The organism is Leifsonia sp. Y862 (assembly GCF_057669585.1).
This window is the reverse complement of the sequence record NZ_JBYHFR010000002.1, coordinates 839,984-852,028: the sequence shown is the minus strand read 5'-3', so window position 1 is coordinate 852,028 and position 12,045 is coordinate 839,984. Positions and strand designations below refer to the sequence as shown.

The 12,045-nt window shown below is 65.6% G+C and carries 11 protein-coding genes; 6 read left to right on the top strand and 5 right to left on the bottom strand.

Annotated features, from left to right (window positions below):
* Positions 1-125 precede the first annotated feature (125 nt).
* From AC25Z0_RS14035 to AC25Z0_RS14020, 4 genes are read right to left on the bottom strand one after another with little or no spacing between them, the layout of a single operon-like run.
* Positions 126-1,802, bottom strand: coding sequence for a ribonuclease J (locus tag AC25Z0_RS14035; protein ID WP_488120271.1), 1,677 nt, complete (start codon positions 1,800-1,802; stop codon positions 126-128).
* A gap of 32 nt (positions 1,803-1,834) precedes the next feature.
* Positions 1,835-2,812 (bottom strand): 4-hydroxy-tetrahydrodipicolinate synthase, encoded by a 978-nt coding sequence (dapA, locus tag AC25Z0_RS14030; RefSeq protein ID WP_488120270.1) that lies wholly within the window; start codon positions 2,810-2,812, stop codon positions 1,835-1,837.
* 37 nt (positions 2,813-2,849) lie between these two features.
* Positions 2,850-3,722 carry an SDR family oxidoreductase gene (locus AC25Z0_RS14025; RefSeq protein WP_488120269.1) on the bottom strand — a complete coding sequence of 291 codons (873 nt, stop codon included), beginning with the start codon at positions 3,720-3,722 and terminating at the stop codon, positions 2,850-2,852.
* Complete coding sequence (locus AC25Z0_RS14020; protein ID WP_488120268.1) at positions 3,719-4,300, bottom strand: dihydrofolate reductase family protein; 582 nt, start codon at positions 4,298-4,300, stop codon at positions 3,719-3,721. The genes AC25Z0_RS14025 and AC25Z0_RS14020 overlap by 4 nt, the downstream gene beginning before the upstream one ends.
* A gap of 201 nt (positions 4,301-4,501) precedes the next feature.
* Between AC25Z0_RS14020 and AC25Z0_RS14015 the strand changes: the two genes are divergently transcribed.
* On the top strand, positions 4,502-5,593 hold the full coding sequence (locus tag AC25Z0_RS14015) for a DUF2510 domain-containing protein (protein WP_488133595.1): 1,092 nt from the start codon (positions 4,502-4,504) through the stop codon (positions 5,591-5,593).
* Positions 5,594-5,776: 183 nt separating this feature from the next.
* On the opposite strand, the gene AC25Z0_RS14010 is transcribed toward AC25Z0_RS14015, so the two are convergent.
* A complete protein-coding gene (locus AC25Z0_RS14010) occupies positions 5,777-6,424 on the bottom strand; it encodes a TetR/AcrR family transcriptional regulator (RefSeq protein WP_488133594.1) in 648 nt (215 codons plus the stop codon).
* A 79-nt stretch (positions 6,425-6,503) separates the two neighbouring features.
* On the opposite strand from AC25Z0_RS14010, the gene AC25Z0_RS14005 reads away from it, so the two are divergent.
* Genes AC25Z0_RS14005 through AC25Z0_RS13985 form a run of 5 tightly spaced genes read left to right on the top strand, consistent with a single transcriptional unit; the run spans position 6,504 to position 11,999 of the window.
* On the top strand, positions 6,504-8,006 hold the full coding sequence (locus tag AC25Z0_RS14005) for an APC family permease (RefSeq protein WP_488133593.1): 1,503 nt from the start codon (positions 6,504-6,506) through the stop codon (positions 8,004-8,006).
* Positions 7,999-9,648, top strand: a complete 1,650-nt coding sequence (locus AC25Z0_RS14000; RefSeq protein ID WP_488133592.1) for an amidohydrolase — start codon at positions 7,999-8,001, stop codon at positions 9,646-9,648. The genes AC25Z0_RS14005 and AC25Z0_RS14000 overlap by 8 nt, the downstream gene beginning before the upstream one ends.
* Positions 9,648-10,670 carry a nitrilase-related carbon-nitrogen hydrolase gene (locus AC25Z0_RS13995; RefSeq protein WP_488133591.1) on the top strand — a complete coding sequence of 341 codons (1,023 nt, stop codon included), beginning with the start codon at positions 9,648-9,650 and terminating at the stop codon, positions 10,668-10,670. The genes AC25Z0_RS14000 and AC25Z0_RS13995 overlap by 1 nt, the downstream gene beginning before the upstream one ends.
* 26 nt (positions 10,671-10,696) lie before the next feature.
* Entirely contained in the window at positions 10,697-11,713 is a 1,017-nt protein-coding gene (locus AC25Z0_RS13990; protein ID WP_488133644.1) for an agmatine deiminase family protein, read from the top strand.
* A 37-nt stretch (positions 11,714-11,750) separates the two neighbouring features.
* Positions 11,751-11,999 carry a LapA family protein gene (locus AC25Z0_RS13985; RefSeq protein WP_488133590.1) on the top strand — a complete coding sequence of 83 codons (249 nt, stop codon included), beginning with the start codon at positions 11,751-11,753 and terminating at the stop codon, positions 11,997-11,999.
* Positions 12,000-12,045: the final 46 nt, after the last annotated feature.

The window sequence follows — 12,045 nt, the reverse complement described above, 5'->3', positions numbered from 1 at the left end:
CAGCCGTCGCGCGAACGCACGACCAAACGCACGCAACCCAAACCCGCGCAACCCAAACCCACGGCGGGCACACAAAAGCGGGATGAGCATGATGCTCATCCCGCTGTCGTTGTGCGTGTTGTGGCTTACGCCTCGATGACCAGTGGAACGATCATCGGACGGCGGCGCAGGCTGCCGGACACCCAGCGACCGACGATGCGACGGATGACCTGCGACAGCGCGTGCGAGTCGTGGACACCGTTGTGCGATGCCTCTTCGAGAGCAGCGGCGATCTTGGGGATGATCGCGTCGAAGACGGAATCCTGCTCGGCGAAGCCCTTAGCGTGGATCTCAGGGCCGGAGATGATCTTGCCGGTCTTGGCATCGACCACGACGATGATGGAGATGAATCCCTCTTCGGCGAGGACGCGGCGATCCTTGAGGTCGGCATCCGTTACGCCGCCGACGGTCGAGCCGTCAACGTAGACGAAGCCGAGGTCGAGCTGGCCGACGACGGTTGCGACGCCATCGAGCAGGTCGATGACGGTACCGTCTTCGGCGAGGATCGTGTTCTCGATCGGGATACCGCTCGAGACGGCGATCTTCTGCTGGGCGACCAGGTGACGGAATTCACCGTGAACCGGGAGCACGTTCTTCGGCTTCAGGATGTTGTAGACGTAGAGCAGTTCGCCTGCGGCAGCGTGTCCGGAGACGTGCACCTTGGCGTTGCCCTTGTGTACGACGTTGGCGCCGAGCTTCGTGAGGCCGTCGATGATGCGGTAGACCGCGTTCTCGTTGCCGGGGATCAGGCTGGACGCCAGGATGACGGTGTCGCCCTCGCCGACCTCGATCTGGTGGTCCTTGTTGACCATGCGGCTGAGCACTGCCATCGGCTCGCCCTGCGACCCGGTGGACATGTAGACGATCTTGTCGTCTGGGATGTCCTTGGCCTTCTTGAAGTCGATCAGCACGTTGGCCGGCACCTTGAGGTAGCCGAGGTCGGCAGCGATGGTCATGTTGCGCACCATCGAACGGCCGAGCAGGGCAACGCGGCGACCGTTGGCGTGAGCGGCGTCAAGCACCTGCTGCACACGGTGCACGTGGCTGGAGAAGCTGGCCACGATCACACGACGCGGCGCGCGGGCGATGACGTCATCGAGCACGGGGCCGATGGCGCGCTCGCTCGGCGTGAAGCCGGGAACGTCAGCGTTGGTCGAGTCGACCAGGAACAGGTCGATGCCCTCTTCACCGAGACGCGCGAAGTCGCGCAGGTCTGTGAGACGGTTGTCGAGCGGCAGCTGGTCCATCTTGAAGTCACCGGTGTGCAGCACTGAGCCACCATCGGTGAAGATGGCGACGGCAAGCGCGTCGGGGATCGAGTGGTTGACGGCCACGAACTCCAGCTCGAACGGGCCGATGATTTCTTCCTGCCCCTCCTTCACTGTGAGCGTGAACGGCTTGATGCGGTGCTCCTTGAGCTTTGCTTCGATGAAGGCGAGCGTCAGGGCAGAACCGATCAGCGGGATGTCGGCGCGCAGCTTGAGCAGGTAGGGAACCGCACCGATGTGGTCTTCGTGACCGTGCGTCAGAACGATGCCGAGCACGTCGTCAAGACGGTCACGGATCGGGCTGAAGTCGGGCAGGATCAGGTCGACACCGGGCTGGTGCTCTTCGGGAAACAACACTCCGCAGTCGACGATCAGAATCTTGCCGTCGATTTCGAAGGTGGTCATGTTTCGGCCGATTTCGCCGATTCCGCCGATCGGGGTGATGCGGAGTGTGCCCGGCTTGAGCTTGGGCGGATCGTATACGTCGTTGGGCATATGCCCTCCTCAGGTGATTATTTCGGGTGTGATTAGCGTGTGGTGCCCGCAACCTTCGGCAATGCGCCACCAGCGGCGGCGTTGCGGTCAGGGCGGAAGTTCGAGAAGTCGACGCCAGGAATGTCTGTGACCAGGTCGATCTCGTCTTCGATCTTCGCGGCCTCCCATTCCTCTGGGCCGACCAGGGGCAGGCGCACGCGCGGGCTGCTGATGCGGCCCAGGCCGTGCAGGATGTACTTGGCCGCGACGGTGCCAGGCACGTGGGTCATGACGGCGCGCACCAGCGGTTCGAGCTGCTGGTGCGCTGCGGTGGCCGTCGTCAGGTCGCCGGCGTTGACCGCGTCGATGATGACGCGGTACGGCCCAGCTGCGACATTGGCGGTGACGCCGATGAGTCCGGTCGCACCAATGGCCAGGTGCGGCAGGATGTTGGCGTCGTCGCCGGAGAAGTAGAGCAGGTCTGTCTGGTTCAGCACGCGGCTGGCCTGCGCGAAGTCGCCCTTGGCATCCTTGATGGCACGGATGTTGGGGTGCTTGGCCGCACGCAGGATGGTCTCGTATGCAATCGGAACTCCGGTGCGCCCCGGGATGTCGTACAGGATGACCGGCAGATCTGTTGCATCGGCGATCATCCGGAAGTGGGTGAGCACTCCCGCCTGGGTTGGCTTGTTGTAGTACGGCGTGACGATCATGTTGCCGTCGGCGCCGGCCTTCTCGCTGCGCTTGGCGAGCTCAATCGCGTGGGCCGTCTCGTTCGAGCCACCCCCCGTGATGATCTTGGCGCGCCCGGAGGCGACGGCCTTGCCGACCTCGACGAGCTTCAGCTTCTCCGGGTCAGTCAGGGTGGAGGTCTCACCGGTCGTGCCGGTGACGACGATCCCATCCGCTCCTGCGTTGATGACGTCGTCGATGTGCTTCTCGACGCCAGGCCAGTCCACTTCACCGTCCGCGGTGAAGGGGGTGACAAGAGCGACGAGAACCTGACCGAAGGGATTCAAAGACGTAGACACGTTTTACAGGGTATCGGGTTGAGACGCAATCAAACGCCTAACGATTGGCGAGCACGTCTTCCAATGTGCGCGGGGCGTGCCCGGTAATAGCCTGCACCTCGGTGGTGACCCGCGCCAGTTCACCATCTGCGATCGCGGTATACGTGCTGACCCACGCCTCAACCTGCCAGTCTGGTGCGCCGTAGTGGGCGCGGGAGGCGAACGCCTCCTCCAGCGTTTCATTGACGAAGGTAAATTCTTTTCCCGTTGCAGCGGATGCCCGACGCGCGACGTCTGCGAAGCTCAGGGCCTCTCCCCCGGTGAGTTCGTAGATGGTGTTCACGTGCTGGTCTGGATGCAGGAGAACGGTTGTCGCGACATCCGCCACGTCTGCCCTGGCGACAGCGGCCGTGACGCCGTCGCCGGCCGGACCCCGGATCACGCCGTTCTCGTCGGCGAATTCTGGCAGCAGGTCGAGGTAAAAGTTGTCGCGGAGGAACGTGTAGTCCATGCCGGTGTCGCGAATGGCGGCCTCTGTGGCGCCGTGGTCGCGGGCCAGCGTGAAGCCGGCGGCGTGCCCGGCTCCGACAAATGAGGTGTAGACGATGTGGCGAACGCCAGCCCTGGCGGCCGCGGTGATGAAGGTGACGTGCTCGTGCACCCGGTCTGCCGATTCGTGGGCCGAGACCATGAAGAGCACGTCGACCCCGTCGAGAGCTTTCTCGGCGGCGGCCGCATCGCGGTATTCGGCGACGCCGATCTCTGTGTCATTCGCCGCGCCGTTCTCTGCGCCGCCGAGCCGCGGTGCTCGTGCGGCGTCGCGCACGATCAGGCGAACGGTGAGTTCGTCGCTAGATGCCTGGTCAACCAGCCCCCTGGCCACGCGCGAGCCGATGTGGCCTGTAGCCCCGGTCACTGCGATGCGTGTCATGCTGCGCTCTCCTTCACTACCTCGTACGTTGACTGGGTGAATCCGGCACCGAGCTCCCGCGTTCCGGTGAGTGCGAGGGTGATGTCGTGATCCAGAGGGCCGAACAGCGACGCACCACTGCCGAGCAGCACGGGCGCCCTGGTGATGGTGAGGTCGGTGATGAGGCCGGCCCGAAGGAAGGACTGGATGGTCTGGCCGCCGTCAACGTAGACGCGGTGAGCGCCTTCGCTCGTGAGGGTGGCCACGGCGTCATCGAGGCAACCGTGCACGCTGGTGAGCGCTTCGAATCGTGGCCCCGCAGTCCCTGCGGCAGCCGCCGCCTCCGACTCGTGCGCAAGCCTGCGGCTGAGGACCAGTACGCGCTTGCCCTCATAGGGCCATTGCCCGAATCCGAGGATGGTCTCGTAGGTTGTCCGACCCACGACCAACGTGTCGATCGAGTCGAAGAATGCGTCGTATCCGGTGTCTCCGAGTGCGGCTGCGGAACTGGTCAGCCAGTCGAGGTCGCCGTTCTCCCTCGCGATGAATCCGTCGAGGCTGGTACCAATGAATACGGATGCTGCAAAGTTCACCGTCATACTTCGCACGCTACCACCGGGCACCGACGCCGCAGCTGGCCGGTGGCACAGCTGGCCGGTGGCGGATCTCACCGGCGACCCAGCCAGCCGGCGCCAGTCACTTCTTCGGGGCGTCATCGACCCCTGCACTGGGGTAAGCAACCGCAGACCGCTTCTGCCAGCCTCAATTTGCTTGTACTTCAACAATGGGGGGGCTCATTGGTGCGCGCAGAACCCGGCTTCGTCGTACCCGCTGGCTGGTACGTTGACCCGCAGCATGGCCGCCAGCTTCGCTGGTGGAGCGGGGCGTCCTGGACGGAACACCTCGCACCGCTCCCAGAGCTGATCAATACGCCGACGGAGGCCCCGGGAGCGGCATCGCCCGCCACCGCCACAACTAGTGCTTCTGCCCTGACGGCCAATCACGAGTCAACCACGACGGATGACTCCCCCACCGCTCAAATTCCCGCAGAAACGGATGCCCGCGACGCTGCGGCGAGCGCAGCGGCTCCCGAGCGGGCAGAATCCGCAGCACCCCTCAGCCGGCGTGAGCTGCGGGAACGCGCTGCCGACTCAGCAACTGCCCTCACTCCCCCTGTCCCGCGCATCGCCCCGGTCTCCAGCTACGGCTGGGATGACGAAACCGAGAAGGTCGACACGTTTCGATCCGCTGTCATACACGCACCGGTCACCGCCTATCGCGTTATCCCCAGTCGCTGGAACACTCTTTCGGTCTGGCTGATCGCCTTCACGCCGTGGATGACACTCGTCTGCATGGTCTTGTGGTTCATGGTGAGCGCCCAGCACAGCAGTATCTGGGCGCAGCTTCGTCTGCTCGTACTTCCGCTTCTCCTCACGCTCACGTGGGCGGGGCGAGACCGCAAAAGGCTGAGCACGTGGGGGCACGACACCGTGCCCCATTGGGCATGGGCGCTCCTCGGACCACTCAGCTATCTCATCGCCCGTACCGTTGTGCTGCGACGGAACGCCGGCGTGGGTTCCGCACCCCTCTGGGTATGGATCATCAACCTGATCATTGTCGTTGGCAGCAGTGTGCTCCTCAGCTTCGCGGTGCTGGCTGCCTACGTGCCGGAGATGATGCGAGGCATCGAGCAGAGCATCAGCGCAGACCTCCAGTCGAGCGGCGCCACCTACACGGTCGAGTGCCCAGACACGCTGACATCGTTCTCACTCACGTTCACCTGCACGGCGACGGATGCCACGGGCACGACCCAGCCGATCAACGTCGAGATGGACGGATTCGACGGGGCGTACTACTACTCGGTTCCTGCGGCGCTTCCCGAGCAGGCGTGAACGGCCACGGCAACCACCTGCACCCGTAGTTCAGGCGGAGAAATTGTGAAACGCCGAGCAGACATGGCGTGTGTCGTCGGCGTGTCGCAAAAACTCCGCTCGAAGCGGTACGAGCGGCATGGCGTGCAGGTCTCGAGACGGCCCTGGCGGGCCTCCTCGACCAACGGGGGTGCGAGAGGAGGGTCAGGCCTGGAGCGGCATCCGCTGGCGCAAGCCGGCTATCAGCAGCTCGCAGCCGTACTCGAACGAGCGCTCCGCGCGGGTTGCAGCGTCGTTGGCTGCGATCGCACGCTGCAGCGGGCTGGGGGCAGCGGCATCCGCTCCCGGTGATTCGGGAAAGCGCCAGACCTCGCTCGGCGCGTGCGTGTCGAGCGCAGCGCCGAACGCGAAGCTGTCGAGCATGCAGATCATGGGGATGAGGTCGTCGTCTGGAACTCCGGCTTCGCTGAACTTCGTCGCAACGCGGTCATACACGTCGATGGCAGCTGGGTGCGTGATCGTTTGCCTGAACAACAGCGGCACAAGCGCCGGCACCTGTGAATAGGTGCGCCGCATGGCTCGTACCGTGGCCAGCACCAGAGCCTCCCAGCCGACGGGCGGGGAGGACGCCCCCAGCACTCCGACGTCAACGGGGTACTGCTCGAGCAGCTTGCCGCGCATGAGTTCGATGATCTCTTCGCGGCCGCTGACGTGGTTGTAGAGGGATGACGGCGTCACACCGAGACTCTTGGCGAGCCCCGGAATGGTGAACTCGCCCGTTGTCTGAAGCAGGCGAATGCTCGCGTCTGTGATGATGTCTACCGAAAGCAGGGCTACGTGGGGTCGAGGCATGACGTCCCTCCTGATCGAATTTACACAGCCGTCATATTTGGGTCTTGACCGCGTAATACGTGCTCAACATACTAAACGAATGACATTCGTTAACACAGGTAGTGCGGCGGAATCAACGTCGATCCCAGCCCCCTCTCCCAGCGGCACGCCCGACCCCAGCGGCACGCCCGCCGGCTTGAAGAAGAATGTCCTCGGCACAGCGTCGATCGCCTTCATCGTGGTCTCTGCCGCTGCACCGCTCACGATCATCGCGGGTGTCGCTCCGCTGGCGATCAGCATCGGCGGCATCGGCTCTCCGAGCGCGTACCTCATCGCCGGCCTCGTGCTCGCCCTGTTCGCCGTCGGGTTCATGGCCATGACGAAGCACGTCAAGGCGCTCGGTGGCTTCTACAGCTACATCGCCAACGCCCTCGGCAGGCACGCAGGCCTCGGCGCTGGTCTCGTCGCCGTCGTCTCGTACAACGCGCTCCAGATCGGTCTCTACGGCCTGCTCGGCGTACAGGCGGCCGGCGCGTTCACCGCGTTCACCGGCATTGACGTGCCGTGGTGGGTCTTCGCGGCCGTTGCCATCGGACTCGTCTACCTCCTCGGCTACCGCGGCATCGATATCGGGGCCAGAGTGCTCGTCGTGCTGCTCACCCTTGAGACCGCAATTCTGCTCGTACTGGCCGTCGCCGTCCTTGCCGCTGGCGGGGCATCCGGTTTCACGTTCGATTCGTTTGCACCTGAGAACGTCTTCGTTCCTGGCGTTGCCGCCATCCTTGGCTTCGCGTTCGCCGCGTTCATGGGCTTCGAGTCATCCGCGCTCTACCGTGAGGAAGCACGCAACCCCGACCGCACCCTGCCGCGCGCCACCTACATCGCCGTCGGCTTCATGGCCATTTTCTACACCTTCTCCGTCTGGATCCTCGTGCAGGCGTTCGGCAGCGCCGAGATCGTCGCGGTCGCCGGTGAGCACACCGCTGACCTGGCCTTCGTCGCCATGCAGCAGTACGTCGGCGACTGGGGCGTCGCCCTGATGTACATCCTCATCGTGACCAGCGTCTTCGCCTCGCAGCTCGCGTTCCACAACGCGATCAACCGCTACACGCTGTCGCTCAGCCGCGACGGAGTGCTGCCTGCACGCTTCGGAAAGCTGCACCCCGTTCGCCGCACCCCGTATGTCTCCGGAATCGTGCAGTCGGTCGTGGCCATCATTGTGGTCGCCTTCTTCGCCGTGCTCGGCCTCGATCCCTACCTGCAGTTGCTCATCTGGGTGAACACCCCAGGCGTGATCGGCATCACCATGCTGCAGGCGCTCACCAGCGCCGCCGTCATTGTCTTCTTCGTGCGTCACCGCGAGCTTGCCCGACGCTGGTACGTGGTACCGGCGGCCGTCCTTGCCACCATCGCGCTCCTCACGGTCACCATTCTCGTCACGTCGACCATGGAGCTGCTCACCGGCTCAACCGACGTGCTGTTCAACGCGATTCTCGTCGCCGTCACCCCCACGGTGTTCCTGGTCGGCGTCATCGCCGCCGCCGTCATCAAGCGTCGCCGCCCCGACATCTACGCCCGCATCGGAGGCCTGCGCAATGTCTGACGCCACTCCCCTCGACCTCGTCGTGCACGCCGCCCAGGTGCACACCATGACGACCGCTGACACCGACAGCACCCGCACAACGGATGCCGCCATCACCTCGATCGGCATCCGCAATGGCTCCATCGTCACCGTTGGCACGAGAGCGGATGCCGCCAGCTGGCAGGCAGAGACGTCACTCGACCTCGGGGACGCCACCATCACGCCGGGGCTCACGGACGCGCACATCCACCCGATCATGGGTGCCGCCCTGGCGAGCGGGGCCGACCTCACGAGCGCCAGCACCGTTGAGGAGGCCCGCGCCGTACTCGCGGCATACGCTGCCGACCTGTCGCGTGACGACTGGGTGCTCGGCTGGGGCCTGAACCTGAACGTGTTCGGCACAGACGACATCCGCGGGGATGTCTTCGATACCGTCACGCATGGCCTGCCGATGTTCCTGCGCCTGTTCGACGGGCACTCTGCATTGGCCAACCCGCGCGCCCTTGAGATCGCCGGTGTGACCGGGCCGCGCGATTTCGGCCAGGCCTCCAGCATCGCCTGTGACGAAACCGGCACGCCCACCGGCATGCTGTACGAGTGGGATGCCATGGACCTCGTCCAGCAGCACCTGCCGGAGGACGGGCCCGAAGTTCTGGCCGGTCGGTTCCTCGACATCCTCCACCAGATGTCAGCCACCGGCCTCACCGGCGGTCACGCCATGGACTTCACCGGCTCACCGGTCGACATGCTGCACGCCCTCGAAGCCGAGCTCGACCTGCCGCTGCGACTGCGTTTTGCACCATGGTGCAACCCCGGCGCCACGGAAGCCGACCTTCAGGAACTGCTCGCGCTGCAAGGCGAGTACGGCCGACGCTGGAGCGTCGAAGGCGTCAAGCTGTTCATCGACGGCACCATCGACAACGGAACCGCCTGGCTCGCCCAGCCGGACTCCCTCGGCCAGTCCCGCGACAGCTTCTGGCCAGACCCCGCCTCGTATCGCGCCGCCCTCAGCTGGCTCGACGCGCACGGCGTGGCCACTGCCACCCACTCCATCGGCGACGCCGGCATTGAGTACGTGCTCGACACCATGGCGATGCTCGAAAGAACGGTCACCCACCGCGTCGAACACATCGAAACGGCGCCCGCGGCAGTCGTTGCGCGGTTCGCCGCCCTCGGTGTCGCCGCGAGTATGCAGCCCACGCACTGCACGCACTACACGAAGCCAGATGGCAGCGACAACTGGTCGCGTCGCCTCGGGCCTGAGCGCACCGCTCGCGGTTTTCCGACCAGGGACATTCGCGACAGCGGCGCTATCCTCGCCCTCGGCTCTGACTGGCCGATTGCACCGTTCGACCCGCGCGCGATCATGGCCGATGCCCAGCTCCGCAGGCAGGTCGGCCACCCGGAGGCCGCGCCCTGCCAGCCGGAGCAGGCGCTCACGGCCCGGATGGCGCTGGAGGGCTATACGAGCCACGCCGCTGCCTCGATCGGGCAGCTAGATCGAAGCGGCACCATCGCACCTGGGCGGTACGCCGACCTCACCGTTTTCGGCGCAGACCCGCTGGCGCTCCGCGCAGACGACCTCGCCGATGTGCCCATCGTCGCCACCATCGTTGCCGGATCCCTGCAGTACCGCGGCAAGGACTACCAGGGAGAGATCTAATGGCAACGACGCCACGTGAATCGAACATCCGCGTCATCGAGTCGAGCGGCGACTTCCCCTCTCTGGCCCGCGTCGATCGTGCGCCGGCCGCTCCCCTGCGCGTCGCCCTGGTCCAGCACGCCTGGCAAGCGGATGCCGGGGCCCTCCGCTCCTGGCTGGACGAGGCCATCGACGCGGCAGCGGCCGCCGGCGCCCAGATCGTGTTCCTGCCAGAGATCACGCTGAGTCGTTACCCGGCCGACACCATTCCCACCGGCGTGGCCAGCGACCAGGCCGAAGACCTCGCGACGGGTCCGACACTGGAGTTCGCGGAATCGGCTGCCCGTCGAACCGGCTGCTACGTGCACGTGTCGCTGTATCGCACGGCACTGGGTGCCGATGGCCAGAGCGACGGACTCGGCCTCAACACGGCCATCATCGTCAGCCCCGCCGGCGACCTCGCCGCGGCAACGAACAAGCTGCATATCCCGGTCACGGCCGGCTACTACGAAGACAAGTACTTCCGGCAGGGCTCGGCCGACGAGCCGTACCCCGTCTATGCACTCGACGACCTGGCCGGCGCCCGCCTCGGCCTGCCGACCTGCTGGGACGAATGGTTCCCAGAGGTCGCCAGGGCGTACGCGCTGGGCGGCGCCAACGTCGTGGTCTACCCGACGGCGATCGGCTCAGAACCCGACCACCCCGACTTCGACACCATGCCGCTCTGGCGCCAGGTGATCGTCGGCAACGGCATCGCCAACGGCCTGTTCATGGTCGTGCCCAACCGCACGGGAGCCGAGATCAAGCCAGACGGCACGCCGGGCAACACCTTCTACGGCTCGTCGTTCATCAGCGATCCATACGGTCGCGTGCTCGTCGAGGCACCGCGCGACGAAGCCTGCGTGCTGGTTGCCGACCTCGACCTTGGCCAGCGGGACGACTGGCTCGACCTGTTCCCGTTCCTGGCAACTCGGCGTCCAGACACGTACGGCGTGCTGACCGCGCCGGTCGAGACGGGCCGATCGCGACGGCGTGTGCAGTGACGCTTTCACCATCAAGCGGATGGCGGATGCCCGCAGAGGGCGACCGTCACGAACGCCTGTGGCTGGCCTGGCCGACCAGCGGCTACACCCTCGGCGAGAGCGCGGCAGATGCCGAGACGGCCAGGCAGACGTGGGCGGCCGTTGCCAACGCGGCTGCTGCGTTCGAGCCGGTGTCAGTCGTCGTCGCCCCGCGCGACGCCGACCTCGCGCCGCGCTACCTCGACTCCTCGATCGAGCTGCACGTTCGTGAGCTCGACGACGCCTGGATTCGGGACAGCGGCCCCACCTTCGTGGTCAATGACGACGAACCAGGCCGGCTCGGCGCGGTCACCTGGGTGTTCAACGGCTGGGGTCAGCAGGAGTGGGCCAGCTGGGAGCACGACAGCACCCTTGGCCCCGCTGTCGCAGAGTGGGCCGGCGCAGAGCGCAACGAGTCCGCCCTCGTCAACGAGGGCGGCGGCATCCACGTCGACGGGCTCGGCACGGTGTTCGTCACCGAGACGGTGCAGCGGGACCCAGGGCGAAACCCCGGCGTCTCCCGTGCAACAGTGGAAGCCGAATTCGCTCGCACCCTTGGCACGACCAACACCGTGTGGCTCCCCCGCGGCCTCACCCGCGACTCAGCGGAATTCGGCACCAGGGGCCACGTCGACATCGTCGCCACCATTGCATCGCCAGGCCGAGTATTGCTGCACGACCAGCGCGACCCTGCGCATCCGGACTTCGCTGTCACCGCGCTCATCCGCGAGGCGCTCACCGCGGCAAGGGATGCTGCAGGGAACCCGTTCGAGATCATCGATCTGCCCGCCCCGACCGTGCTGCGCGACCCCGGCGGATTCGTCGACTACAGCTACGTCAACCACGTGCTCGTGAACGACGGCGTCATCGCCTGCTCGTTCGGCGACGATCGCGATGCGGATGCCGTCGCTATCCTTGGCGACGCATACCCAGGACGCCGGGTGGTCACCGTTGACGCCCGCCCGCTCTTCGAGCGCGGCGGAGGCATCCACTGCATCACCCAGCAACAGCCCGCCGTTCGCTAGGCTCTGCGGTACGTACCGCCAGTGAACGGAGTGCACAGTGTCGACATCCGCTGAAAACCGCCCCGAGAAGCGCAGTTTCCTGTCCCGGCTCACGCCGCTCAATTGGGTTGCCATCGTGTTGGTGATCCTCGCGGTGATCTTCATCGTGCAGAACACGAGCACCGCCTCTGTTGACCTGCTGTGGCTCACCGTTGCCGCCCCGCAGTGGTTGACCATCAGCATCGTCTTTCTGATCGGCTGGCTGGCCGGGTATTTCAGCAGTCGTCGCAGGAACGACAAGAAGTAGCGCCACGCTCCATCAATCACCCTCTGGTCAACCGGCGACCCTCTGG